Here is a 25,601-nt window from a genome sequence, read left to right as displayed (position 1 = left end):
AAAAGTGAGTTGCGAAGTGTGTGGATAGCAGAACCGCAGGCTTCCGGCGTTAGTCGTACAGCGTGTACTCGTCGGTCATCTCGTCCACGCGGTCGCTGACTTCCGCCACGACATCGTCGTCATGGGGCGCGTCAACAACCTTGTAGATGAGATCCGCGACCTCGCGGCAGGCGTCCTCGTCGAAGCCACGGGTGGTGAGCGCAGGCGTACCGGCGCGGATGCCCGAGGGGTTGAACGCCGAGCGGGTCTCGCCCGGAACGGTGTTGGCGTTGAGGACGATACCGGCTTCCTCCAGCGCTTCCTCGACTTCTTTGCCGGTGGTGTCGGGGTGGGACGGCCGGAGGTCGATGAGCACGAGGTGGTTGTCCGTTCCGCCGGAGACCAGCGAGAGACCGTGTTCTTTGAGTCGTTCGCCGAGTGCGATGGCGTTGTCGACGGTCTGCTCGGCGTACTGATCGAACTCGGGGGCCAGCGCCTCACCGAAGCCGACGGCCTTGCCGGCGACGTTGTGCATCAGCGGGCCGCCCTGCGAGCCGGGGAACACCGCGCTGTCGATGTCGTCAGCGTATTTTTCGTCGCACATGATGATGCCGCCGCGGCCGGCGCGGATGGTCTTGTGCGTCGAGCCAGTGACGAAGTCAGCGACGCCGACCGGCGACTCGTGAACGCCGGCGGCGACGAGACCGGTGATATGGGCGATATCCGCGAGGTGGTAGGCGTCGACCGCATCGGCGGCTTCCTGAATCCGCTCGAAGTCGACCTCTCGGGGGTAGGCAGAGTAGCCCGAAACGATGATGTCCGGCTCGAACTCCTCTGCGTGGTCGTGGAGGCCTTCATAGTCGATGTAGCCGGTCTCTTCGTCGACCTTGTACTGTTCGACTTCGTACACCTGCCCGGCGAAGTTCGCCGGGTGGCCGTGCGAGAGGTGGCCGCCGTGGGTCAGGTCGAGCGAGAGGATCTTGTCGCCGGGTTCGAGGACGCCGAGATAGACGCCCATGTTGGCCTGTGAACCGGAATGGGGCTGGACGTTGACGTGGTCTGCGCCCCACAGCTCCTTCGCGCGGTCGATAGCGAGTTCCTCGACGTCGTCGGCGTACTCGCAGCCGCCGTAGTAGCGTTCACCGGGGTAGCCCTCGGCGTACTTGTTCGTCAGTTCGGAGCTCTGTGCCTCCATCACAGCCTCGCTGACGTGGTTCTCGCTGGCAATCATCGCCAGCGTATCGTTCTGCCGGCCTCGTTCGCCCTCTAGGGCGTCCGCGACTGCCGGGTCCGCTTCCCGTACGGTTTCGTAGCTCATGTATCCGAGTCAGGACCGATACGACAATAATCTACCCTTTGACCCACGCGTGTGTGGCGTTATCGTTCCTCATTTGGTACCGCGGGTATGGTGGGCGGTGACGGCGTGCTGACAACCGTACGTATATATCGGATGACGTTCCACATATCCACACATGGTCACCTGGGGGGTGGCAGGCGAGCGGGTGGGCCGGGACGGCGGTGAAACGCTGGACTGGGATGGGGAAACGGTCGACCCGACCGCACTGGTGCACCAATTACACGACAGAGAGAGTACGGACGGGGAGCAGCTACCACGGCGTGTCGACGATTGTTACCGCGGGTCCGTCACCGAACTGGCGCTGCCGGCGGTGAGTGCCACGGTAACCCGAGTTGACACTGACGCCGATGCCGGGACAGTTGGTTCACCGACAACGCTTGAGGACGGACAATACCTGTTAACGATGCAGGCCCGTGCTGCGGATAGTGAACAGGAATCGCCGTTGGGTGTCGTAGACGACATTCGGATCCACGTTCGTTTCGACGGTCCGGCATCACTCCACTCGGCCGGTATTACAACTGTGCTCGGTTTCCAAGAGCCGACGAACATTACCGTCGGGTTCGTCTGGGAGACGAACGCGGAGCGGCTGCATCTGCAGGTCCCCGCGACGCCCACGGGGCTCGCGACGGCGATCACACATCTGAGCGGCGCTCATCACACGATGCAGCCGTCCCGCTCGCACCCGGAACTCCGCGGGCACCCGCCGATAGTCACGACCGGCGAGACGACCCGGATTCCGGAGCCGGTGCGACAGAACCGTCCCGAGACCGGTATCACGCTCCGTGTTCCGGAGTGCGAGGCGGAACTGCTCGTCAGCGCGCCGCTGGCGTACTATCTCGGGGCCAAAGTGGTGGTCGAGTCACGGGATTCCGCACTGTTGACGGCCGAAGGCACGTCGGTACACTGCTCCTTCGACGCGTGGCCGTCGCTACAGGCCGGCGTCGCAGCGCTGCTCCGGAAGGTGTTCTACCTCGACTGCCAGGTCAGACGCGTCGACCCGGCCGAGAGTGGCCCTCGTATCACGTCGGCGCTCTCCCTCGACCCGGATACGCTTCGGTCGCTGTCGCCGGCTGGACGGCTCGAACGATACATCGATGTCTCCGACGAGGCCGTGAACTCGATTCTGCCTGAGTGGCCGCTCTCGACGTACGTCTCGCCGGAACCGGAGCGGGTCCGCTGCCTGCCGTTCCTACTCGACCGGCTCAGCCTTATCTACCTGCCGGACAGCTCCCGACTCGACCAGGATGAGCTGCTCGACAGGACGCTGGCGGATTCGTATCTGAGCCGCGGGTCGGCCGAGCGCCCGCCGGTCATCGATCCGAACCTGCGCGAGGGGCAGTTGCACTCGTGGCTCGCTCCGGGGAACCCGATAGACGCCTGCAAAACGCCGACGGAAGCGTACGTAAATCGCTACCGGAGTCAGAACCGGGACACCGGCAGTCAGCGGGTCGCGGTGGTCCTCAACGACGAGGAGATGGCCGACGAACACACAGAAGTCACAGAGATATACCGGGCAGCGGACCTCCCAATGGATGTGCGGGTCAGCGAACTGCTGTCGGTCAACGAACTGGCCGACGTGTTCCGGCAGCCGACGGAGTTCGTTCACTTCATCGGCCACTGCGACGAGGCGGGACTGCGTTGTCCCGACGGTAATCTGGCGCTGTCGTCGCTCTCGGAAGCCCGAACCCAGACGTTCTTCCTGAACGCCTGTGGCTCCTACGATGAAGGGCTCGATCTGGTCAAACAGGGCGCGGTCGCCGGCGCGGTGACACTCACCGACGTGCTGGACAAACATGCCGCTCTAGTCGGGACCGCCTTCGCACGCCTGCTCAGTAACGGGTTCAGCATTCAGCGAGCGCTGGAACTCGCTCGCCGGCGAATAATGATGTGCAAGGACTATGCGGTTGTCGGCGACGGGACCTATTCAATCGTTCCTACTCCTGCACATCCGGCCGTCGTCTGGCTCTCCGAGGGGGAGACAGGGTTCGACGTACAGTGTACGGTCGTGTCTCCGGAACGGCCCGGTGAGAGCTACCGCCTGCCGTTCGACGACAGCGCCGCACTGAACGGCGAACAGACGAGCCACTCGCTCGACGCTACGGAGTTGGCCGACGCACTGAGTCAGACCTCGCTGCCTGTCATCTACGACGGGGAATTCCACTGGTCCGACGACCTAGCTGCGCGCCTCCGGACGGACTTCTGAGGACGGTAGAACTATCAGACAATCGACATAGGCCAAACGGCAGCCGTCTGTTTTCGAACTGGCCGACCGAGTGGTCGCGGCAATACGATGTTCTACAAGAAGCTTTGATACTAGAGATAAGATTTGATCCGGTACCCAGGTCCTGGATTCTGGCGGGAAGGAAACAGTGACACCAGCCACTGGTTCAATCAGATTTACACGGTGTTACCGAGTGGAGCAGGTGGTTCAGTCCGTGAGTCTAATGGCTTCTGCTTAGGACAACTGACCAATATTTTATCGCTGTTCGCTGGTGGGTGTTGTCGGATTGTTGGCGAAATCAACACAGTATGGCCGGTAAAATTAAATATAACAGTACACTATATACTGGCAAGGGACAATGACCGAAAATCTCCTGCAAGACAACGTCGGGTCTATGTTGACCACGGTGTTCGGGGCAACCGACGAGCCGGTGTACGTCGTGAACCCGTCGCGGCAGACCATCTCTGAGCTTGTATCGACACTAGACGCAGATTCGGGCGCTCCCGAAGTTCGGCTGCTGGCCGACGAGCGGGCACTGAAAGACGTCATGGACGACTTCCTCGTTGCGAGCACCGCGGCTGACCTCATCGACGAGGGGCGACTCACGATGCGACTGCTCGATGACGTGCCGAACCACTCGGTCGCGGTAACCGTCGATACAGTGTATGCGCTCGTCACGATCAGCGATACGGTCGGCGGTCTCGGGACCGACGACGGAGAGTTCGTGGACAACGCCTACGACTACTACGACTCGGCTTGGGAAGACGCCGACGAGTACTCGCTCCGGACGCCGCCGCTCAACCGCGTCCAGAGCACGCTGGAATCCGACATCGGCCCGGAAACCGCATCGGACTTCAACGACGTTCTGAACTCACTGTCGACGGCCCGCGGCGACGGCGACGGCCTCGACGAGGTCACCATCAGCCTGCTCGTGGCCGCACGGAACGGCGAACTACTGTACGACATCAGCAAGTGGGGCGAGGACGTCGGGCTGGCGAGCAAGGCGACGTTCTCGCGGACCAAGACGAAACTCGAAGACATGAATCTCATCGATACCGAGAAGGTCCCGATCGACGTGGGTCGACCACGACTCCGCCTGATGCTCGGCGACGACCGGCTCAAAGACGCCGACCCGGACGAACTGGCCTCCGTCGCCCAGTCCATCCTCGCCGCGTAGGTTTTTCCCCCTTCACCACGAGGGCTTCGGCATGCGAACTGTCGAAGTCGTCGGGCGTGGACCGGCCGTCAATGCACTTGTCGCGTTTCTCGCTGATATCGACGTTTCAGTGGCACAGCCCTCGACACCGGCGGAGAGCAGTGGTGGCCTCGTCATTGTCGTCGATACCGTCGGTTCGGAGACGTTTGCGGCGTGGAACGACCGAGCAAAAGCCGATGACATTCCGTGGGTCGCCGTCGAACTGGGGGGCGTCGGCGGCGTCCCGGTGACTGACGCCGCGATCAGCGGATTCGGACCTGAAACGGGCTGTTTCGACTGCCTTCGGACCCGGGTGGAGGCGACAGTCGATGACACCGAGGAAGCCACAGCGGCCCCGACGGCAGCCACACAGCGGTTCGCGGGGTCGCTGGCCGGTCGGCTGGTCACCCAGTTTCTCGACGGCGACGCTGCCCTCTTCGGGACTGTCACGGAACTCCCACACACCCAGCGGCGATTCCTCCCCGTCCCGGGCTGTGATTGTGGCGGGACACAGAGCCACACCCTCGGTGACGGTCGACAGACGGACCCCGACAGCGAGGCGCTGTCACGGGCGGAGCTGGGCCTCGACGACCGGGTCGGCATCGCTACGGAGGTCGGCGAAGTCGAATCGTTCCCGGCCCCGTACTATCTGTCGACGCTGGCTGACACCGCCGGCTTTAGTGACGTGTCTGCCGCCGCCAAGGCCGCGGGTGTCGCCACCGACTGGGATACGGCATTCATGAAGGCGCTGGGCGAGAACTACGAGCGGTACGCGGCCGGCATCTACCGAGACGGGAATCTACAGCGCGGGACAGTCGCCGATATTCCGGATGCCGTTACACCTGATGCATTCGTCAGAGACGAGGCCGAGTGGGACGAGTCGACAGCACTCCCCTGGGTCCCGGCGGAAAATCTGCTGACCGACGAACGTCGGTCGCTTCCCGCTGAAACCGTCCACTATCCGCCGCCATCGAACGCCGTCAGACCGGCAACGACGACCGGGCTCGGACTGGGCAACACCGTCACGGAGGCGTTGCTGACCGGGCTGTACGAGGTTATCGAGCGCGATGCCGCGATGCTGTCGTGGTACTCGACGTTCGAGCCGCTCCGGGTGGCTGTCGATGACCACGAGCAGTACGACACGCTTCGGCGGCGCGCAACATCTGAGGGCCTCGACGTGACAGCGCTGTTGCTGACACAGGATGTTGACGTGCCAGTCATCACTGTCGCACTGGAACAGGACGAGTGGCCGCGCTTCGCGCTCGGGACCGACGCGGACCTTGACCCCGGTGCCGCCGCCATCGGCGCGCTGGAGGAGGCGCTCCAGAACTGGATGGAACTTGACAATATGGGTCCCGAGGCGGCCATGGACGCACAGGGCGCTATCGGCCGCTATGCCAAGTCTCCGGGCAAGGCGGCCGACTTGACGGAGGCAGAGACGGCGGTCCCGCTGGACTCGCTCGGCCCCGACGCAGCCCTCTCCGGCGAGGAAGAGCTAGAGACGTTGTGTGACCGGGCTGCTGACGCGGGGCTCGCGCCGTACGGGACGCGGCTAACGACGCGCGACCTCGAACAGTTGGGCTTCGAGGCGGTCCGGGTCGTCTGTCCGTCGGCACAGCCGCTGTTCTTCGGTGATTCGTTCTTCGGCGAGCGGGCCGAAACCGTGCCGGCCGACCTGGGCTTCGAACCGCGGCTTGAGCGGGAGCATCATCCGTTCCCGTAGAAACAGCCGATGCATCGAAGGGGGAGGCAAAGACCGGTTAGCCGGTGTTCAGATACCGAACGTCGCCCGCAGCATATCCCGCGTGCCCGGCCCGAGGCCGACCGCGGTGACTGCGATGAGCAACAGGAGCGCGTACCGCGGGCTGTCGTCGATGAACTCCTGATTGAACAGCGAGACGACCAGCGAAGCGACGGCGAGCTTGACGACCAGGAACGGCCATGACGTACCGATAGCGGCCGTTATCCCGGCTGGCTGGAGCGCCTCGGTGGCCTCGATGATGAACCTGTTAGCCGGGTGTTTCGGGTAGTACGTCAGCGGGACATTGAGCGCGTCGAGCCAGTCGGCCAGCAGGACGTTCGCGACGCCGTCGATGGCGTGGCCCCAGATGACCAGCAAACCGATATAGCCAGTTCCGTCGTTCATCGCCGGGCGGTAAGACTCAAATAGCCGGTACAGACCGTACGACAGTGCCGACGCCAGTGCGACAGTCGTGATGAGGACTGACGGGTACAGCGTCGCGTACTCGCGAGTGAGGGCGACAAACGTGAGATACAGGAGCGTCACAGCGACAAAGGCCCCGCCGATAGCGCCGGTCGTCCGGTAGTAGCTGTCGATGATTCCCCGGCGTTCGAGATCCACGCAGGCGACGAGGACGAGCAGCGTCAGCAGGAACACCGTCCCGTAGATGACGGGACTGATGATAAGCGAACTCAGCGGGTACTCGACGATGGGTGTGACTCCGGCGTCGACCGCGCGGTCGGTCGCATCCTCGACAGTCCGCAACGCGCCGCCGAGTAGCATGAACGGGACGAACGCGAAGTAGAGCTTCGGGTCTTCGGCGATGTCCAGCCGCTCGAGGAGGAAGTAGACACCGACGAGCATGTACACCAGAATCAGCATGTAGCCGATCTCTGAGACGATAGTGTACCCCGGTTCTGCGATGAGCCGTCCCTCCTGTATAGCCGCTTTACAGCCCTCGTACACCGGTTGTGGCCCGGACGCAGTCATCTCGGCACAGCTGGCCGACTTGGCGTCCGCGTACACTGGCCCCCAGAAGTATTGCCAGAGGAACCGATCCCAGACGGCCTGTGGAGCGGCCACAACGGCTCCGACAGCGACGAGGAGGACGGCAACGAAAGAGCCCACCCAGAGCTGGCCGGGCCCGTAGTCATCGACGGCTCGCTCGAACGTGTTCATGGCCGAGTGACCGGTGGCAGGCGGTTTTAGCGTTCCGGTCCCGTGTGCGTGGAGCGGAATTCCACGGCGCAGTCGGTACCAAACTGCTGGGCGAAAGTGTGTTCAGTCCTGTCTGAGCGCCTCGTTTCCGGCCGACACGAAGGCCTCGTGTGCCTCGCCGTTGGAGGCGACGACGGAATCGCTATCGTGGGTCCAGGGCTCACCATCGAGGTCAGTGACCGTGCCGCCGGCCTGCCGGACCATATGGACGCCAGCGAGCGTATCCCAGGGTGCCATCGGGCGCGTGCAAACGAGTCCTTCGAGCGCCCCGTCGGCAACGTGCGCCAGCGTTGCCTGGAAAGAACCCAGACGCCGGATGTCACCGAAACGATCGCCGACGGCGCTGCACAACCGACCGAACTCGTCCCTGTCATCGCGGTCCCACCAGCCGACGGGAGCCACGGCGAACGTCTCCGGGTCGGTTCGTCCACTTACCGAAAGTTCAGTCCCGTCTCGCGTCACACTTTCTGGGCCGGCCGCGTAGAGGTCGCCATACGAGGGGAGATAGGTCACCGATGCGACCGGCTCGCCGTCGACAACTGCGCTGACGACCGTCCCCCACAGGCGCATCCCACGGACGTAGTTCGCCGTTCCGTCGATTGGGTCGATTACCCACACAGAGCCGCTGTCTGGGATGCTATCGACTGCTTCAGGGTCGTAATCGGCCTCCGGCCCGGCCCGCGTGGAAAGGTCTTCCTCACAGAGGAACCGGTCGCCGGGGAACTCCTCCAGAATAGTAGCAACGACTTGCCGCTGGGCGTCACGGTCCGTCTCCGTGACGAGGTCGTTTTTGTTGGCCTTCGACTCGACGCTGAGATCGCCCCGGAACTGCTCCCGGGCCACGACACCGCCAGCGCGGGCCGCTCGCTCGGCGACCGCCGCCCGATGGCTTGCATCTGTCATACCTGACGGTGGACCGCCCGCGTTCAAACCGTCTCGCCTTCCAGCAAAACAGGGCCGACCGCCAGCGAGGGGTTACTCTTCTTCGACAGCCTCATCAACAGCGTCGAGAATGGCTTCGGCGATGTCCCGCGCCTCATTGGGCGTGTACAGGACCTGGTTCCCCAGTGACTGTTCAATACGGACGTAGCCGTCATCGTCCTCAATGGAGAAAAACGCTGTATTCTCCAGCGGTGGCACGTGCAGGCTAGCCCCCTCGGACTGATCTGTGGCCATGTTATTGTTTAGCACATAGGGCGGCTTAAATCTACGGCTCTGGACAACAACGGGTGCCCAGTTACAAATATTAATAATTGGGGCACAACGGCTTATACTCAGCCCAGATATGTACGTATATGGCATCGATACGTGGGGCACTTCGGTTCAGCAAGGACATCTCAGTTATTGCACTTTTGGGAGTTGTCTACGTCCTTGGGTTAAGCGTGGCAACGCTGATCAGTGCATCCGAGGATCGACTGCCGCGGATACATGCTGTTGGTGGCGAGATACGGAGCCGGCTTCGCCGCCCAGTATAAGACGCTCAGCAACCATGACGCCAAAGCCACCGACCGGCGCATGGAATCAAGTGGCTGTACCCGGAACTCGTCTACTCGAACTACCGCAGTTTCCCGATTACGGATAAGTTCCGAGCCGCTACCCAGTGCCTCTCGTAGGCGTTTCCCAGTGTCGTTCGACATTCGCAGACGTGGCTTCCTGTTGTCAGCGCCCGTCTTATCACCTTGCTTGAAATATACTACGGTGAAACCCGCAGGAGACATAGTCTACTAGTCTGATAGATGTCTGCTTCACAACGTACATTAGTGCGTGAATAATGTGCTTTATTGATAGATGGTACGCTACACGAGGGTCATGGACCGAAGAAATTGTGTACAATCAGCGGAAAACAGGATTTCTCATGCCAACCCTTGTTATTAATGATGGGTTATTCCACCCGACAGATTTATTATACGCTGCTTTGACATGACAGCCTGTGTGGGAGCCGTGCGGTACCTGTCAGAAATTAACCATTGAGATTAGATAAAATGGGGACTACTAGCCGTATTCATCGAAAGCCGACCAGGGGAGTGGAGAGTGTATGCTACCAGACGCACCAGCTATAGCCGAGGTACGGGAATGACGATACAAGCAAATCAGGCAAATCAAGCGAGTCAACAGGGGATCACGAAGACTGCAGACGAGTTTCTCGTCACGCCGGAGAGCGAAGTCACGCCGGTTTTGAGCGTCGTGATGCCCACCCTCAACGAGGAGAAAGGAATCGTAGAATGTATTGATCGGATCAAGACAGCTATCTCGGAGTTACGTGTGCCGACCGAGATCATCGTGAGCGACAGTTCGACCGACACGACTCCGGAGTTAGCTCGCGAGCGGGGTGCGACAGTCGTGACACCTGATGAACCGGGCTATGGCTATGCGTATCGCTACGCGTTCAACAAGGCACGGGGAGAGTACATAGCGATGGGCGATGCCGACACGACGTACGATTTCGAGATGATTCCCCAGCTCCTCGAACCGGTCCAGAACGGCGACGCGGACATCTGTATGGGAAGCCGACTGGAGGGTGAGATCCGAGACGGGTCGATGCCGCCACTCCACAAATACGTCGGCAATCCACTGTTGACGCGGTTCCTGAACACGTTCTACGGGGCTGGTGTAAGCGATGCACACAGCGGCTTCCGTGTGTTCACCAAGGACGCGCTCGAAACGCTAGAGCTAGAGACGACCGGGATGGAGTTCGCCAGCGAAATGATCATGGAGGCCGGTGCGAACAACCTCACCATCGAGGAAGTCCCGATTATCTACCACGAGCGGGAAGGCGAGGAAACGCTCGATAGCTTCAGTGACGGCTGGCGACACGTCCGATTCATGCTCGTGAACGCGCCGGACTACCTGTTCTCGTATCCGGCTCTGTTGCTCGTCTCGGTCGGGGCAGTGTTGATGTCGCTGTCAATTGCTCGGCTGTCGATCGGTGGCGTCAACTTCGGCATACAGACCATGGTCGGCGGGTCGTTGCTGGCAATCGTCGGGTATCAGGTCTGGACGCTCGCGCTGTTCAGTTCCATCGCCGCGAACCCGATAAACAAGCCCGACGGTGCACTCGTCGGCATAATACGGGAGCAGTTCCAACTGGAACACGGCGCGTCGATCGGCATTCTCGCGGCTGCAGTCGGGATTCTGTACCTCGGGAGCGTGTTCGGACAGTGGCTGCTTGCCGGGGAAGCGGCGTTACCGTCAGCCACGGCGACCCTTCTGGCCTCGACAGTCGTGGTGCTGGGGCTACAGACAGTGTTCGGGTCGTTCTTCATGAGTATGCTAGCAGACAGCAGCTAACCGTTGACTGTCGTTTTAACGGGATTAGTCAGTTCTGCGTACATCTGCTAGAGCACGTTCCGTTCTCGACGCATTCGATGTCGGGCTGTGTTCGGTTCTCGGCGACGAACTGCCACTCGTTTCGACCCACGCTGTCGGTGCCGTTCGAATAGGTGAGCTGTCTGTACAGCCCGTTGTAGTTCATCACGCTATCATATTCTGTCCGGGAGTAGCGCTCCTCGTCGATGCCGTCCTGATGGGCGTCGAGCCCCATCGCGTGCCCGAATTCGTGCATGAACAATGAAGCGGTGATCTTCGGTGAATCGAACCGCTCCATTGCCGCGATTTCAGGTCGGCCTGCACCGACGAAGTAGTCATCTCCGTTGTAGGCGACATCGTCGGTTAGCAGGACGTAATAGTAGCCCTCAGAACGGTACTCGGAATGGTTGGCCCGGAAGTCGTAGATGTCGTTCCCGGCACCAGCACGGGATTTCGAGTACACCGTCCCGTTGGCCGAGAGGTTAGTATCGTCCGTGACGAGATGGATATCGATCCCGGTGGAGCCGTCGGGGTTCGAAACGGGTGCATTCTCAAAAGTCTCGACAATAGATGTCCGAACCGGATCGCTGAGCGTCGTTGCCTGTGTGGAATCGACTTCGACGTAAATGTCCGTTCGGAGCGGGTCTGCATCCGGAATTGCCTGCTTACAGCGGACTTCCATGCCGTCCGGATAGCCGTCCCCATCCGTGTCCGCGTCGGTCGGGTCAGTGCCGTAAACGGACCGCTCTAGCGAATCCGACAGGCCGTCCCCGTCTGTATCAGTGGCGTTCGCATCGGCCTGTGCCTGCTGTACATTCGGTGTATCGGCCCCACCACCACTAGCGGTGTTCACCTGTGGAGACATTCCAGCGACTGGGAACACGATACCGGCAATAATTACTGCGACGAGTACGACGGCACCGAGATGAATCATCGTCACGGTACGGAACCAACTGCCCGTGAGACGATGGACACCGGCAGAAGTATCTGGCTTTCTAGACTCAATATCAAGACTGGTTCCAAAAATCCCATCCAGAAAAATTTGCGGGAGTCGGGATAAAATAGACTTTGGATCCATCTATGTGCCAATATTTTCGGTTGGGAGTTAAGTAAGTAATTCTCCAGATATCAATATCGATTTCGATATTGAAACGGGTATATATCTGAAATACCCGGCTGTGTCTGTCGGTATCTTCAATGGGCTCGATTCAGTAACAGGAGCTAATGCGTGTTACCCGGCGGTTCTGGCTCACGCTCACTGCTATCGGGAGCCTCGTCGTAGGTGGTGGGCTGCTCGATGCGCCCCTGTTAGTCGTCGGAGCTGTCGGGCTCGCAGGCTGGCTGCTCGCAATGCAGTTTGCGTTCGTTCGTGGCGTTTCACGGCTCGAAGACGAACTCACGGTTAGGCAGTCGCTCGACCGGTCCCGAATACGGACCGGTGCCGAAGCGAAGTACACACTTGATGCATCGGTTGACGCTGCCGGCGATCATCTGCCGCTTTCCATCGAAGCACGGATTCCACTCACAGCGCAAATGGAAGCGGGCCCCTCTCCGGATATCACTCTCGGTGCGTCGATGCAGTCGTCATCAGTGACACTCCCGCTCACCTGGGAAACTGTTGGCACCTACACCGTTCCCGGAGCCACAGTGACGGTCAGTGACGGCACCGGGTTGTTTGCTCAGTCGTTCACGACGGCTCCCGGACCGGAAATAGCAGTCGAGTCCCCGTCGGTCGGCCCGATTCACGTTGGCCAGAGCGGGAAACAGTTGCTACGCGGTGTCGGCGAGCACGATGCCCGCGGGCGAACTGGCGGCCTGTCAGCCGAGGAAATCCGGAAGTACGTCCCGGGCGACGCACTGAAGTACGTCGACTGGAAGGCGACTGCCAGACTAGACGAGGCGCACGTCCGCAACTACGAAGCCGAGGGTAACCGTAGCGTAGTACTTGTCCTCGATCACCGTCAGACGCTGGGCGACGGTGTACCTGGCGAAACGAAGCTGGAACACCTCAAAGCGGTCGCCGCGGCGTTCCGGCAGCGCGCCGAAACGACCCGCGACCCGTTAGGGTACGTGACTATCGATGACGCAGGCGTAACGGAAACGGGAATCCCGGCAGCGAGAACCGAGGCCTACAGATCGTGCCAGCATCGGATCAACGACATCGGTACCGAAGCTGAAACGACGGCAACAGCCACCGCAACAGCGGCCTCTACCGGACGGATGGCAGGGACGGTGTCCCCGACGGCCGACACGCAATCACCGACGGAAGCGACGCTGCTCGCGTATCGGGACGCCGCCGGATCAAAACGACAGCTTCCCAACCAACCGCTGTACAACGGGTTGCAGGCGGCACCACACGAGATACGCAACGCGGATCTGCTGGTCATCTGTACCGACGACAGCAACCCGAGTGAACTACGGAACACAGTTGGACTGGCGAGACGCAACGCAACGGAGGTTGTCGTGTTTATCGCTCCATCAGTAGCCTTCGACACGGATCTGCTCACTGATCTCGATACCGCATACGAACGATATCGAGCCTTCGACCAGTTCCGGCGTGAACTGAACGAGATCGACTCGGTGACAGCCTACGAGGTTGGGTCCCCAGACCAGATCTCGGCTATTCTGTCCGGCAGCCCAGCGAACACAGAACAAAGGAAGTACGCATGAGCGTCGCACTGGAAACGAGGGCACGCTTGCTCCGATCACTGCCCACCGTGCTCGGCCTGCTAGGCATCGTCGTAGCCACAGGTGGACTCGTCTGGGGCGGGCCGGTATGGCTTGGTTTCGTCGGTGTTGTCCTCGGCGGTCTCTACCTGTCCGGAACACCCGTTCTCGCGGTCGTGCTTGGACAGATAGCACTCGTCACAGTCGATACATCATCACTGCTACCGCTCGTCCTTGTCGAAGGCGGCCTGTTCCTTGCATTGCTTTCGGTAACTATCGAGACGCCAGATAGCCGAGTCGCCGGCAGCCTCGTCGCACTTGTCGTTCCACTGCTCGGCAGTCTCGTCTGGCTGTCGCTCTGGCGCTGGAACGTGGCCCCCCTCAGAGCCGGGTCCGCCCTGGTCGTCGGTATTGCCATCGTCGGCTATCTCTTCCATCGCTATCTGCTGATAGAACTCGACATCGTGACTGAAAACGCAGCTTCGGATCGTGATTTCCTATGAGCCAACCCGAGTCTACGCAACCGGATGCATCAGGTGATGACAGCACCCAACAGACGGATATTGTACGGGACCGCCAGACACTCGAAGCGGAGATGGAAGTGTTACGGGAGGAGAACCGCCGGTTGCGCAACTCCTACGCGCATGCGAAGCGGGCAACGTTCAGACGGACCGCAGTGGGCTTCTTTGCGGTCGGTGGACTATCACTCATAGCGGCGTTCCTCTTTCCAGCCTTGCAGACGATCTTCGTCGCGTTCGCTGGAACCGGTGTGTTCGCCGGTATCGTCACGTTCTATCTCACTCCCGAGCGGTTCGTCTCGGCGTCGGTCAGTGACACGGTGTTCGACACGCTGGCCGATGTCGAACAGCACCTCGTCAGCGAACTGGAACTCCAGACCGAGACGGTGTATGTCCCCATGGCATCCCGTCCAGAGACGAATGCGCGTCTGTTCGTCCCCCAGCACGTCGAGTACGCGGTTCCCGATCCAGAGCAGTTGGGAGAACTGTTCGTTACGAGCGGTGCCGAGGCGGAGCAGGGCATATCGCTTCCCCCGACTGGAGATCGTCTATACACCGAGTTCGAGCAAACGATGTCGGGCGAATTCGGTAGCGACCCCGATGCAATAGCAGCACAACTGACTGCAGCCCTGACCGAGCAGTTCGAACTCGTCGATGACACGACAATCGAAATCGGTGCCGAGAACCGAACCGCTTCTATTGCCATCGACAATCCTGCGTTCGGCGACATTCACCAACTAGATCACCCAGTGGTGTCCCTGCTTGCGGTAGGGTTTGCCACGGGCCTTGACCGATCCGTCACTGTCGATACGCGCGACGACGACCGGTTCAGCGGTGTCGTGACCGTTTCGTGGGATACACTCGAACAACCATCGGCGCAGTCCGATGGCGTGGCGGCCCGAGAACGAGAGACGAGACCAGCCCCGGAAAACAGCTGACGTCAGTCCGGTCGCTACTCGAATTCCCGTTTCGTCCCGCCGTCGCCAACCGCTTTCTCGACACCCGTACTGTGGTCGGTGTCGGACCCGGGCGGCGAAATCGATTGGAGGATTTCTTCGATAACCGCTACGGGACCGATCTGGCTTAGTTCGGCATCGCTGTTCATAATGAGACGATGCCGCAACACCGGGAGCGCCATCTCTTTGACGTCGTCCGGAATGACGTACTCCCGGCCGTTCAGACGAGCAACTGCTTTGGCCGTATTCTGCAGGGCGATTGTCGCTCGGGGTGAGGCCCCGTGAACGACGTTTCGATGGTCCCGCGTCGCGCCCACGATGGCGAGAATGTACTCCTTGATGCTGTCTTCGATGTGTGTCTCAGGGACCACCGACCGGGCGTCCAAAAGTTCCTTCCGGGAGATAACCTGCGAGATAGAGTCCGCGTCAAGCGTCGGGTTCGTGTCGAACTGGTCGAGTATGGCACGCTCCTCCTCGGAGTTGGGAATCTCAGTGACGAGTTTCATCTGGAACCGGTCGCGCTGGGCCTCCGGGAGTTTGAATGTCCCCTCCATCTCCAAGGGGTTCATCGTCGCAACGACGGTAAACGGCGTCGGGAGTTCGAGCGTCGTCCCTTCAATGGAAACCTGTTCCTCTTGCATCGCTTCGAGGAGTGCACTCTGTGTTTTCGGCGGGGCACGGTTGATCTCGTCGGCGATGACCAGATTCGTAAACACTGGGCCTTTCTGCAGTTCGAACTCGCCGTTTTGCTGGTGGTACACCGTCGTTCCGGTGATATCCGCAGGGAGGAGGTCGGGCGTCATCTGGACCCGAGAGTGCTGGAGATCCGTCCCGTTGGCGACGAGCGTGGCAATCGTCGTTTTCGCGACACCGGGGACTCCCTCCAGAAGCACATGACCGCGTGTAAGCATGGCGACAGTAATATGACGAAGGACCTGCTCGTTACCGATAAGAACTGTCTCCGTCTCCTCCTTGAGACGGTCGTACAGCACCGACGGATCAGTCATTGCGTTGACGTTCGGACCGCTGTTTAATAATGGCTTCCGTTACTCGCTGTACTTGTGCGGTTCCCCAGTCTGGATGACGGGCCCTAAGATACTTCTCAACGCCGTCTCGGGAGAGATGCGGGTCAACCTCGTGGCCCCTGTATTCCCGGAGTCGATCCCGTAGATACTCGTCGAGACGGCGGTCGTACGCGAGCAGCGCCCCGACCAGCACGACGCCACAGAACAGCAACAGCACGTCCGACCGCTGCACGGCGAGGACGGCAGCGGCCACTGGCGGAACACTACTGGCGTGTGAATAATCCAGTAGGGCCGTGTCGTGATTGGTGACGATGTTCTGGACGAACCGTCGGTTGTCACCACGTTCAAGCATCGCGTTCACGAAGATGCTCGGATCACTGACGGCGATAACTCGACCGTCGCCGACCGATTCGCTCGTGACGACGGGTCGAGACGCTAACTGCTCCTCACCGTCAAGGTTGGCGTTCCCGTTGCTGTCGAGGTAGGCATACTCGGAGGTGTTGACGAGTGTCGTCGCGTTGCCGGCTCTGACAGTCGTCGCGTAGTTGAGGACGACAGTATCGACGCCGGTCGTCTCCGGATAGTCGCCGGCAGGCGTCGCTTCCGGGAGCGAAGAGTTCCGGTAGTAGTTCCGGTTGTCGTACACCGGGCGGCCGTCGAAGCGTGCGTCTGCACCGACAGCAGCAAGCAGCTCATTTCCGTGTGGGCGGTAATCCTCGGCGACGACGAGTGTCCCGCCGCCCCGGACGAACTCCGCAATCCGTGTGCGCTCGCTCGACGAGTACGGCTCTGCCGGCGAGAGAACGACCGCAACGGTGCCGTCCGCGCCACTCGTCGGATACTGACTCACGTTCGTTCCGACAGTCACGTTTGCACCGGCATCAGCTGCGACGCCTCGGAGTTCACCTGCCCCGTCCCACTGGGAGTTGTACGCACCGAACGCTGCTGAAGACGTACTCGCGGCGTAGACGAGTGCGATGACCGTGAGGGCGGTGTAGGCGGCCAGCAGGAGCTGCGGGAGAGTGAGCGACGGCAACCGGGAGTCCTCAGAGAGCGGTGTCAGCGCCATCAGATCAGCCCCGGCGGTAGAATCTCGAGGATCCGTTTGATGACCACGTAGGCAAAGCCCACCAGTCCGAGCCCGATGAGCCACCAGAGCCGCCGTCGCCAGCGCGGCGACACGGCCTGCGGTGCAACCAGTTCGACCGTAACGAGAAACCCGATCAGCGAGACAACGAAAAACAGCTCCAGCGTCAGCGCATCCAGGAGGGTCAACACGAGGATGGTACCAAGCACCCACGCGAGATGCCCGTAGATGAACTGCTGGCGCTGTCGGGTCGCCATGCTACGGCGTTCTTGTCGGTAGACAGTCAAAGTTCCGACCGACGGCTGCTGACCGAGCCACGGGGTAACGACTATCCTAGCAGTTCGGCTCAGTCGTCGCTAGGCTGTCTCTCGTCGACCGACTCGGCATCGGGCGTCCGCGTTCGGTCACCACTCGGGAGCAACGAAACCGGCGAGGCCGTCAGATAGGGAACCGTTGCGACGAGGGCACCGAATAGGGCGAGCGAGACGCCGCCGAGGAATATCGCTGCGAGGATCGCCGGCGGCGTCCGCGCGGAGAGGCGGAAGCCGAAGAAGACCAGCCAGCCAGCCCGCTCCAGCAACTGTAACGCGGCGACCGACAGGCCGAGCGCGAGCCCAGTCGCCGGAATCGCGATACGAGCGATGTCGGCCAGGATCGTCCGCAGGACCCGCCACTGCGTCGCACCGGTCGAGCGGTGGATGCCAATCGCCTGCCGACGCGCGTGGACTCCCTGTGCGAACGTCGCCGTGGTACTGCCGACGGTACTCAGCGCCGAGAGAACGACAAGGACGCCGAGAATCAACTGGACGTTCCCAAACACGCCCTCGACGGAGCGCTCGATCGGCGTTCCGGACGCATACGACCCACTGCTTGCCACTGCGGATGCCAGCCGGCGATCACCGGTCACCTCGTAGTCCGCCGTGGTGAGGGTGGTCCCGTTGGCCGTCACTCGATAGGTGTACGTTCCGGGCTGGCCTCGTCCGCCGTCCGGAGAGAACCGCGTTTGCGTGACGTTTCCCGGCGGCATATAGACGGTCCGGTTCCGGGAGACGCCGGGACCGACGACGCGCACGTCGCGGGTGATAGGTTCCTGCCAGGGGTTTGCGAGTCCGATCCTGAGGGTTGGCGTCGTCAGGACTGACCCCGAAGACGGCGAGATCGACAACTCCCCGTACAGTTCCCGCTCGGTACCACGGACGATCTGGATGTCGTGTGTCGCCGTCTGGTCACCCGAACGAGCTGTTATCGTGTAGTTCCCGGGCTCGCGTGGCAGAGGAACGACGGCGACACCGCTCGATCCGGTTCTGAGCGACGGCCCGTTCACCGTGACGGTGGCGTTCGAAACGCGCTCGCCAGTTTTTGTGACGACAGGGACGGAGAGTCCCGACCCGGGCGGGGCCTGTGACGGCAACTGGCTCGGAATCTCGATTGCGTTCGGCGAGACGACAGTCACTGAATGAGTGTACTCCCCGGCGGTTGCGTTTGTGGTTCCAAGCTCCGACGCGGGAAATGAGACAGCGCCGGTCCGTTCCTGTCCCGGCGGGACAGCCACCGTCGTCGTCCGCTGGTCGCCGCGATACCGGACGGTGACTTCCCGGTCTGCACGCTCGTTGCCGACGTTTCGGACGGCGACGGTGAGGTTGACTGTGTCACCTTTCGTGACGCGTCTCGGACCCGATAGCCCCGTCACGACAGCGCCCGACCGGTTGGCCGCGACACCGTCGGCGTCGCTGATCCCTGATACCGACCCTTTCACGCGGATCATGTGGACCTGTCCTTGCCCGGTCGCCAGATCGGCCGCGGAGTCAAGTGGGAGAATGAGCAGGTCATCGAGCGTTCTTGGGGCGTCGTACCGCCCGACGACGGTGACCCGGCGGAACCCGGGCTTGACGCTCCCGCTGACGGTCAGTTCGTCACCGACCTCGACATCGAGCGTCCGCGCGAGGGCGCTCCCGATGACGGCCTCGTCGTGTCGCTGTGGCCGCTTGCCTTCGACCAGCGTGGCCCCGGTGACGTTCGCGAACGCGTCGTACTCCGCCCCGTGAGCCATGTACGGCTGCCCGTCCGAAACCTGAGCGTAGATTATCTCCGGACTAGCCGGTGTCCCGTCGGCCCGCAGGGCTGAGGCGTACTCAGCGTCGAGGCGGCTGTTCAGCGGGTGGGGCGCGCCGGCTTCGGTGATCGTCCCGGAGCCACCCGCCCCGCCGCCGAGTGGAGACGCGAGGCCAGCCAGTGAGACGACGAGCAGGAACGTGATGCCGAAGACGGTCAGCGTCGCCGCCGTCGGGACGACCGAGCGCCACGACAGGAACGTCGGGGAGACCCAGTTTCGGACTCTCGCGAGCGTCGACTGTCCGGACTGGCCAGACAGCGTATGACGGCTGCCGAGCGAGGCCGGCGGGCGAGTCGCCGCCGGATAGGCCGCGAGCGCGCCGGCGACCAGCCCCATCAAGACGAAGACACCGGCGACGGTACCGACGACGGTGGCGCTCTGGCCGGTGACGGTGACATCAAGCGCGATGGGGAGGCCGACGTAAATGGCGACGTTGACCAGCGCCTTGATCAGAATGAGTCCGATGGCGTAGCCCAGAACGACGCCAGTCGTCACGAGGAGGCCAGCGCGGAGCGTAAACAGGAGTCCCACACGCCACCCCGGCGCGCCGGTCGAGCGGATGACCCGTATCGCGTCGAGGCGGTCGCGGACGCTCATCCGCGTGACGTTGTAGACGACGATGAGGACCAGCAGCCCGCCGGCGGCCGCGGCGATGCCAAGCGCCCAGAGCACCTGCTCCAGTCCGCCGAGGACGTACAGGAGCGCGCTGACCAGCGGTGCTCCCTCGCTGGGCAGACTTCCCAGCCCGGTCCCGCTCGGGCTGTGGTCGATGACGAAATAGCCGGTGACGCCGACCCGCTGGGCGGTCGAGGCGTTCGTCGCATACCACTGATTCGAGAGGAACGTCGTTCCCCGCTCCTGTGGCACGACGGTGAGCGAGACGGTGCCGTTCGACCCGCTGACCGTTCGCGTCCGCTGCTGGGAGACCGGTCCCCGACCGTCGACGCCGTCCGGAATCGTCGGTAATCGCCCCTCCTGCCACTGAGCCGACCCTTCGATGAGCACCCTGGGAGTATCGGGTGGAATACCGACGAGACGAACGTCGGTCCCGTCTGTGGTCGCCGTCGCTGTCGGGAGCACGGTGACATCTTCACCGGTTTCTGGTAGGCCGCTCTCCGCATCGTGATAGGTGACCGTCCCGGAGTTCGCAAGCGGCTCGGCGAACGTTTCCGAGTACGTGACCGCAGTGAACAACAGCAGGACTGTGCCGATGAGAAACGCGGCCGTCACGGCGACGACGACGACGGTGAGCCGGTCCCGTCTGGACCAACGAAACAGGAGGGCGTTTCTGTATCCCATCGGTTCGTTAGTTCGTCTCCGTGGACGGGCTTGCGTCTGGCGTCGAGGCGGCATCGGAGACGAGCGTGCCGCCGCGGATGAACAGCCGTTCGTCGAACCGCTGTGCCAGTTGCGGGTCGTGGCTGATGACGACGAGGGCGGTTTCCGTCGACTCCTTCATGCTGAACAGGAGGTTCAGCACCGACTCGGCAGTGTCCGGGTCTAGCTGCCCGGTCGGTTCGTCGGCGAGGACGATCTCGGGGCGGTTCGCGAGCGCCCGTGCGATGGCGACCCGCTGTTTCTCGCCCCCACTCAGCGTCGCTGGGTACTGGTGTTCGAGCCCAGCGATGCCCAGCCGTTCAAACAGCGTGTCCAGCCAGTCGGGATCGCGGTTGCCCGCGTGTTCCTGCGGGAGCGACGCGTTCTCGCGGGCTGTCAGGTCACCGATGAGCTGGAAGTCCTGAAAGACGAACCCGAGCGTCGTCCGCCGCAGGCTCGCACGCTGGCGTTCGGACAGGGTACTCGCGTCCCGGCCGTCGACCTCCAGCCGACCGCTAGACGGTGGTTCTAGCAGTCCGAGGACGTTGAACAGCGTCGATTTGCCGGCCCCGCTAGGGCCCTGAACGAGCATCGCCGCGTCGGACCCGATCGTAAGTGAGACGCCGTCGAGAATCTTGGTTCCCCGTCGTGTGACACACAGCTCCGAGCCGACGAGGACGGGGTCAGTCATTGTCGGCCTTTCTGCCGGCCCCGTATTGTATGCCACGGTTACATACCCGGGAGCGATGAAGGTGGGGACTATCGAACCGGGTCCGCTCAGCACCTCGTCAGCAACTCGTTCGGTTCCCACCGGGCCGAACGAGGTACACGGAGTCGAGGCCGCGTGTGTCATACACCACGTCGTTTGCGTAGCGCCACTCCTCCAGCGCCGCGGGCGTGGTCCTCTCGCTACTTGCTGGGAACAGGTGTGCTCCGGTGGTTCCCCACGACGCCCGCGATAGTGTCGGGCAGTTGGGTTCCGCACCACCACCGAGCCATCGGGCGGTCGGCTGGTACGTGCCGTTGGACGCGCCCGGATAGTACAAATCGACGATACGGCTGAACGGGTGGTCGGACGCCCACTGCTCGTCAACGTGGTCCGCGGTGAACGTCGCGGCCGCGAACTGCGATTCGGTCGCGCCGGTTGGGAATGCCAAGGTGTCGAGGTTGACGAACGCAATGGGCATCGTCACGACTGCGGCGACCACGACGACGACCGTTAGGACAGTTGCGAGTCGGTTGCTGTGCGTCCGTGGCGTTCCGAGCCCGCCGTCCGGCGTCGGCGACCGCCGATAGGCGACCGACACNGACACGACGCCGAGGCCAGCGAGTACGAACATGGGGAGATGGACGAACGTCTGCCCGCGGAGCGCCGTCCCGTAGTACTCCGGCGTCAGCGAGGCGGTCAGCGAGAAGTACACGATGACAATCGGTGCCAGCAGCAGCGCCAGCACGACTGGACCGATCCGTCGACGGTCGCGGCTCGCACGTGGGAGGCCGACGACCGCAAACACCACCGGGACGGCGAAGGCCGCGACGAGCACCAGGAGCCCCGCTGGCGTGGTCTGTGTCCCGGGGAAAACGGTCTGCAACGCGTTCGCGCCGAGCGTCAGGAACCAGAGGCCGACCGCACCGCCGATGGTCACCCGTTGCAGGCGAGCGCTCGTCCGCTGGAACCAGACCAGCGTCGCCACCAGCACGACGACCCAGGCGAGAAACAGCCCCGGATATGCGCTGACGCGGTCGACGTACGGGACCTCCAGAAGCGAGCGTTCTGCAATCCGGTAGTACCCCCAGATGTACACCCAGAAGCCCGCGACGACAGCGAGGGCAGTGACGGCGTCCCGACGCGACGGAATCCTGGCGAGATGGGCGGCTAGCACCCCCGTCAGTACCAGTCCAGCGATGAGCGAGCTGAACGTATGCAGGAGCGGGAAGGCAGCGAACAGGACGACCACAACTGCGCCCCATCGACGCCGGTATCGCTCCGTCGTGAGCAACCGATGGACGGCAATCGCAAACAGCGGAAGCAAGAGAAACGCCAGCGCCTCCTCGTCCGTCTGTCCAGTCCGCCGGAGATAGATTCCCTCCACCGCGAGCACCATTCCGACCATGCCCATTGCCAGCGTCGTCCGCGAGTGACGCCACCGACTCGACTGCGCGAGGCGCTTGACCAGCGCCATCGCCGTCAGACAGGACGCCGCACCGGTCACCGCGACGACCGGCTGGGCGATGTACAGCGGCCGCTCACCGGTGATTGCGCCGACGACTGTCAGAACAGCGGTAAACACGATGTTGTCCGCGCGGAACCGTGCGAGGGGAAACGTTCCGGTCCGAAGCGTGTCCCTTGCCAGGGCGACGTATCCGAATCCGTCTAGCGTCGAGGGCAGCGGCGTCCAGTGGAGCGTCGTCAGTCGGGCCGCGACTGCCACGGCCAGCACAGCTACGATGAGCAGCACTCGCCCCTTCCGGCCGTCACTCATTGACGGGTCCTACAGCGGGTGGGTGTAAGATAGTTACCGCATTTCGACGGGCGACTCGGCCGCCGTTACAGCCAATCATCCGGAGACGGCTACCGCTAGCCACCTCCAGAAACTCGTTCGACCCGGTGGACAGAAGCGGCTGGACTGGTCCGACATGTCAGATAGATTGTGTTATAGAGAGGCGACCAGCGGGTCACGAGTCCCCGTTCGACTTGATCTTACGGGCACGTTCGACGGCCGCTTCCGCGCGTGACGGATCAACCGATGTCGGTGCGAACGCTGCCGTCTCAAAGGCTTCGACAACCGTTTCGATATCCGTCATCCGTTCCTCGGGAACGCCGTGCTCCTGACTCTGCTGGAGGAGTTCCCAGTGTGTCGCCCCCTCGTCAATACCGTTTTCCACCGCTAGCTCGTCGTGGACTGCGGTGTACGCTACCATCGCTGCGGCGTCGTAATTCTCGCTAGCCAGAGACGTCTCGACACGGTCCTCGAACGTCGGACTCGTCGCGTTCGGTGGCGTCGTCTCCTGGTCGGGTCCGCTCACCGATGTCTCAGTTGCCTCCACTGGAGCAGTCGTGTTCACCTCCTCAGATTGGCGGACCCGTGACACGACAAGCCACGCAGCGGCGACAACTGCAAGCGCTAACCCGCCGCCTAGAACGGGCAGCCAGCTGTATCCGATGATTCCGCTCCCAAAGGCTACGTCCGGGTTTTCGTCAGAGCCGAACAGTATCGCTACCAGGGAATCAATAAGCAGATCGCCGTCCGAATCGGAGCCGACCGGTGGGTTGCCGCCGCCGGATCCTGCGGCCAGCGTTGTCGTTGCGGTCGCGTTACCGAGGTTCGAACTCGGTTCCTCGTACGTGGCGGTAACCCTAACTGACTCGTTGTTCTGTAGATCCCCAAGGACAGTCTGGAAGGACCCGTCTCGGTCCGTCTCGACGAGTTGGGTTCCGCCAGCACCGACCTGCAGCCGCACCGGGCGACCCGCGACAGGGTCCCCGGCACCACTCTGGAGTTGCCCCCGGACGAGGATCCCATCATCCGCGCGTGATGCACTCACTGAGAGAGTCGTTCGGGTTTCGGCGACGACAACAGGGGTTTCCGACTGTGCGCCCGCTATCGCTCGGTTCTCATACGGAATCCGGGCGATAACCCGACGATCACCGTCGTTTATCGACGCCGGGAGTCGGATCGTTTCTGTGGCGGTGCCGTTCGGTGCGGTCGTCGTCCGTGCGACGACGGTATCACCAATGGCGAACTTAACTGGTATCTCGTCGACACCACTCAACCCGACTGTCACGGACGCTGTGGCGTTGAGTCGGTCGCCGTACCCCACCGTCTCCGGCGCAATTTCGCTCGTCACGTCCGGGGTCACCTGTTGTACGTCAATCGCGAACGTGGCGTTGTCGGACAGGTACACCGAGTCGGCATCCGGGACGTACTCGACCCGCACGGATTGTGACCCGAGCCTGGCCGAGCGTGGCCGGTACTGCGTTTCGAACACGCCGCTCGAATCAGTCTGTACAGTCCGCGTCCGATTCTCGATCCTGAGTTCGACCGCCTCGTCCGCGACGACCGAGCCGTTCTCAGTCTGTATCTGCCCGGAGACCGTTCCGGGGTCGCTAAACGATGCAGTCGAATCGATCGCCTGAACCGTGAGTGTCGTCCCGACGAGCGTCTCTTCACGGATAACTGCCTGCGTCGCCGTGATGTTCGCTGTCGTCTCGTTGATCTCAGTCTGTCCAGAAGAGAGGTCGACAGACGTCGCGTTCTCGATCCGGTCGAGATTCTGGTTCAGTTCGTTGCTCCTGTCGCTGATGTTCGATGCCGTTCGCTCCATCGCACGCGCGGTGACACGAGCCTCGCGTTCGTTACCCCGCTCGCGTGCTGTCTGATACGCCGCGTACTGTTGCCGATACCGCTGGACCTCGTTCGTGAGATTCCGCTGGTTCTCGCGCGCGGCCTCAAACTCCCTCGCAGCAGTATCGTCCGTATCCGAGGATGTGTCTCCGGCAATCTCGACGTACTGCTCTAGGCGCTTGTCGTAGTCGTCGCCGAGGACCGACCGTGCCTGGTCGTACTGGTCGTTCGACAGCGCAATACTACTGTTTTCCAGCTGCCTTCCCATCGTCCGGGCTAACCAAGCGGCCGTTTCGTCACTGTACTCGCCGTCCGATACCGAATCCGGGTTTTCCTGTTGCGTCTCGTTATCGTCCGTCGGCGGCTCCACCTGCCGGTTCAGAGCCGGACCCCCGTCGTCAGCTCCCATCGCTGCCACCCCACCAGCGCCCACTGTGAGCCCTACTACTGTCAGGGTGACCAGCACGACCCACGACTGGCTCCGGAACACACCGAGTTATTCTGCTGGTTTGATAAAACCCGTTCGGTTGCCTCACCGGAACCAGTCGCAGTCAT

The 25,601-nt window shown here is 62.2% G+C and carries 19 protein-coding genes; 7 read left to right on the top strand and 12 right to left on the bottom strand.

Features of this window, described 5'->3' with window-relative positions; genetic code table 11:
- Window positions 1-49: 49 nt before the first annotated feature.
- Window positions 50-1,297: a serine hydroxymethyltransferase gene (gene glyA, locus C443_RS04500; RefSeq protein WP_005534239.1), complete on the bottom strand. Its 1,248-nt coding sequence runs from the start codon at window positions 1,295-1,297 to the stop codon at window positions 50-52.
- A 154-nt stretch (window positions 1,298-1,451) separates the two neighbouring features.
- Here glyA and C443_RS04495 point away from each other — a divergent pair, with 154 nt between their 5' ends.
- From C443_RS04495 to C443_RS04485, 3 genes are all read left to right on the top strand, one after another.
- Window positions 1,452-3,539, top strand: a complete 2,088-nt coding sequence (locus C443_RS04495; protein WP_005534238.1) for a hypothetical protein — start codon at window positions 1,452-1,454, stop codon at window positions 3,537-3,539.
- Between the two features lie 376 nt (window positions 3,540-3,915).
- Window positions 3,916-4,734, top strand: coding sequence for a transcriptional regulator TbsP (gene tbsP / locus C443_RS04490; protein ID WP_005534237.1), 819 nt, complete (start codon window positions 3,916-3,918; stop codon window positions 4,732-4,734).
- 31 nt (window positions 4,735-4,765) lie between these two features.
- The gene (locus C443_RS04485; protein WP_005534236.1) at window positions 4,766-6,475 is read left to right on the top strand and encodes a YcaO-like family protein; all 1,710 of its coding nucleotides are present in this window, start codon (window positions 4,766-4,768) and stop codon (window positions 6,473-6,475) included.
- 48 nt (window positions 6,476-6,523) lie between these two features.
- Here the strand turns inward: C443_RS04485 and C443_RS04480 are convergent, their stop codons facing one another.
- The 3 genes from C443_RS04480 to C443_RS04470 all read right to left on the bottom strand — a co-directional run bounded on the left by C443_RS04480 (window position 6,524) and on the right by C443_RS04470 (window position 8,887).
- Window positions 6,524-7,672: a DUF63 family protein gene (locus C443_RS04480; protein WP_005534235.1), complete on the bottom strand. Its 1,149-nt coding sequence runs from the start codon at window positions 7,670-7,672 to the stop codon at window positions 6,524-6,526.
- A 102-nt stretch (window positions 7,673-7,774) separates the two neighbouring features.
- The gene (locus C443_RS04475; RefSeq protein ID WP_005534234.1) at window positions 7,775-8,614 is read right to left on the bottom strand and encodes an inositol monophosphatase family protein; all 840 of its coding nucleotides are present in this window, start codon (window positions 8,612-8,614) and stop codon (window positions 7,775-7,777) included.
- A gap of 72 nt (window positions 8,615-8,686) precedes the next feature.
- A complete protein-coding gene (locus C443_RS04470) occupies window positions 8,687-8,887 on the bottom strand; it encodes a hypothetical protein (protein WP_004518094.1) in 201 nt (66 codons plus the stop codon).
- 897 nt (window positions 8,888-9,784) lie between these two features.
- On the opposite strand from C443_RS04470, the gene C443_RS04465 reads away from it, so the two are divergent.
- On the top strand, window positions 9,785-10,999 hold the full coding sequence (locus C443_RS04465; RefSeq protein WP_005534232.1) for a glycosyltransferase family 2 protein: 1,215 nt from the start codon (window positions 9,785-9,787) through the stop codon (window positions 10,997-10,999).
- 28 nt (window positions 11,000-11,027) lie between these two features.
- On the opposite strand, the gene C443_RS04460 is transcribed toward C443_RS04465, so the two are convergent.
- Window positions 11,028-11,951, bottom strand: a complete 924-nt coding sequence (locus tag C443_RS04460) for a thrombospondin type 3 repeat-containing protein (RefSeq protein ID WP_005534231.1) — start codon at window positions 11,949-11,951, stop codon at window positions 11,028-11,030.
- A 290-nt stretch (window positions 11,952-12,241) separates the two neighbouring features.
- On the opposite strand from C443_RS04460, the gene C443_RS04455 reads away from it, so the two are divergent.
- From C443_RS04455 to C443_RS04445, 3 genes are read left to right on the top strand one after another with little or no spacing between them, the layout of a single operon-like run.
- Window positions 12,242-13,687, top strand: a complete 1,446-nt coding sequence (locus C443_RS04455; protein WP_005534229.1) for a DUF58 domain-containing protein — start codon at window positions 12,242-12,244, stop codon at window positions 13,685-13,687.
- Window positions 13,684-14,187: a hypothetical protein gene (locus C443_RS04450; protein ID WP_005534228.1), complete on the top strand. Its 504-nt coding sequence runs from the start codon at window positions 13,684-13,686 to the stop codon at window positions 14,185-14,187. The genes C443_RS04455 and C443_RS04450 overlap by 4 nt, the downstream gene beginning before the upstream one ends.
- Window positions 14,184-15,140: a hypothetical protein gene (locus tag C443_RS04445; protein WP_005534227.1), complete on the top strand. Its 957-nt coding sequence runs from the start codon at window positions 14,184-14,186 to the stop codon at window positions 15,138-15,140. Before C443_RS04450 ends, C443_RS04445 begins: the two co-directional genes overlap by 4 nt.
- Window positions 15,141-15,154: 14 nt before the next feature.
- Here C443_RS04445 and C443_RS04440 read toward each other — a convergent pair whose 3' ends face one another.
- From C443_RS04440 to C443_RS04410, 7 genes are all read right to left on the bottom strand, one after another.
- Entirely contained in the window at window positions 15,155-16,165 is a 1,011-nt protein-coding gene (locus tag C443_RS04440; protein ID WP_005534226.1) for an AAA family ATPase, read from the bottom strand.
- Complete coding sequence (locus C443_RS04435) at window positions 16,158-17,252, bottom strand: DUF4350 domain-containing protein (protein WP_005534225.1); 1,095 nt, start codon at window positions 17,250-17,252, stop codon at window positions 16,158-16,160. The genes C443_RS04440 and C443_RS04435 overlap by 8 nt, the downstream gene beginning before the upstream one ends.
- Entirely contained in the window at window positions 17,252-17,527 is a 276-nt protein-coding gene (locus tag C443_RS04430) for a hypothetical protein (protein ID WP_005534224.1), read from the bottom strand. Before C443_RS04430 ends, C443_RS04435 begins: the two co-directional genes overlap by 1 nt.
- An 89-nt stretch (window positions 17,528-17,616) precedes the next feature.
- Window positions 17,617-20,682, bottom strand: coding sequence for an FtsX-like permease family protein (locus tag C443_RS04425; protein ID WP_005534222.1), 3,066 nt, complete (start codon window positions 20,680-20,682; stop codon window positions 17,617-17,619).
- Between the two features lie 7 nt (window positions 20,683-20,689).
- A complete protein-coding gene (locus C443_RS04420; protein ID WP_005534220.1) occupies window positions 20,690-21,391 on the bottom strand; it encodes an ABC transporter ATP-binding protein in 702 nt (233 codons plus the stop codon).
- 97 nt (window positions 21,392-21,488) lie between these two features.
- Complete coding sequence (locus tag C443_RS04415) at window positions 21,489-23,183, bottom strand: hypothetical protein (RefSeq protein ID WP_005534218.1); 1,695 nt, start codon at window positions 23,181-23,183, stop codon at window positions 21,489-21,491.
- Window positions 23,184-23,376: 193 nt separating this feature from the next.
- Window positions 23,377-25,455: a hypothetical protein gene (locus C443_RS04410; protein WP_005534216.1), complete on the bottom strand. Its 2,079-nt coding sequence runs from the start codon at window positions 25,453-25,455 to the stop codon at window positions 23,377-23,379.
- Between the last annotated feature and the right edge of the window lie 146 nt (window positions 25,456-25,601).

The sequence above is a fragment of the Haloarcula argentinensis DSM 12282 genome (assembly GCA_000336895.1).
Lineage (GTDB): Archaea > Halobacteriota > Halobacteria > Halobacteriales > Haloarculaceae > Haloarcula > Haloarcula argentinensis.
The sequence above is the reverse complement of the archived record's forward strand: the minus strand, read 5'-3'. Positions and strand labels throughout refer to the sequence as shown.

Bases quoted from the DNA above. Each gene is read 5' to 3' on its own strand.
- glyA (WP_005534239.1), bottom strand. From the start codon at position 1,297: ATGAGCTACGAAACCGTACGGGAAGCGGACCCGGCAGTCGCGGACGCC.
- C443_RS04495 (WP_005534238.1), top strand. From the start codon at position 1,452: ATGGTCACCTGGGGGGTGGCAGGCGAGCGGGTGGGCCGGGACGGCGGT.
- tbsP (WP_005534237.1), top strand. From the start codon at position 3,916: ATGACCGAAAATCTCCTGCAAGACAACGTCGGGTCTATGTTGACCACG.
- C443_RS04485 (WP_005534236.1), top strand. From the start codon at position 4,766: ATGCGAACTGTCGAAGTCGTCGGGCGTGGACCGGCCGTCAATGCACTT.
- C443_RS04480 (WP_005534235.1), bottom strand. From the start codon at position 7,672: ATGAACACGTTCGAGCGAGCCGTCGATGACTACGGGCCCGGCCAGCTC.
- C443_RS04475 (WP_005534234.1), bottom strand. From the start codon at position 8,614: ATGACAGATGCAAGCCATCGGGCGGCGGTCGCCGAGCGAGCGGCCCGC.
- C443_RS04470 (WP_004518094.1), bottom strand. From the start codon at position 8,887: ATGGCCACAGATCAGTCCGAGGGGGCTAGCCTGCACGTGCCACCGCTG.
- C443_RS04465 (WP_005534232.1), top strand. From the start codon at position 9,785: ATGACGATACAAGCAAATCAGGCAAATCAAGCGAGTCAACAGGGGATC.
- C443_RS04460 (WP_005534231.1), bottom strand. From the start codon at position 11,951: ATGATTCATCTCGGTGCCGTCGTACTCGTCGCAGTAATTATTGCCGGT.
- C443_RS04455 (WP_005534229.1), top strand. From the start codon at position 12,242: ATGCGTGTTACCCGGCGGTTCTGGCTCACGCTCACTGCTATCGGGAGC.
- C443_RS04450 (WP_005534228.1), top strand. From the start codon at position 13,684: ATGAGCGTCGCACTGGAAACGAGGGCACGCTTGCTCCGATCACTGCCC.
- C443_RS04445 (WP_005534227.1), top strand. From the start codon at position 14,184: ATGAGCCAACCCGAGTCTACGCAACCGGATGCATCAGGTGATGACAGC.
- C443_RS04440 (WP_005534226.1), bottom strand. From the start codon at position 16,165: ATGACTGATCCGTCGGTGCTGTACGACCGTCTCAAGGAGGAGACGGAG.
- C443_RS04435 (WP_005534225.1), bottom strand. From the start codon at position 17,252: ATGGCGCTGACACCGCTCTCTGAGGACTCCCGGTTGCCGTCGCTCACT.
- C443_RS04430 (WP_005534224.1), bottom strand. From the start codon at position 17,527: ATGGCGACCCGACAGCGCCAGCAGTTCATCTACGGGCATCTCGCGTGG.
- C443_RS04425 (WP_005534222.1), bottom strand. From the start codon at position 20,682: ATGGGATACAGAAACGCCCTCCTGTTTCGTTGGTCCAGACGGGACCGG.
- C443_RS04420 (WP_005534220.1), bottom strand. From the start codon at position 21,391: ATGACTGACCCCGTCCTCGTCGGCTCGGAGCTGTGTGTCACACGACGG.
- C443_RS04410 (WP_005534216.1), bottom strand. From the start codon at position 25,455: ATGGGAGCTGACGACGGGGGTCCGGCTCTGAACCGGCAGGTGGAGCCG.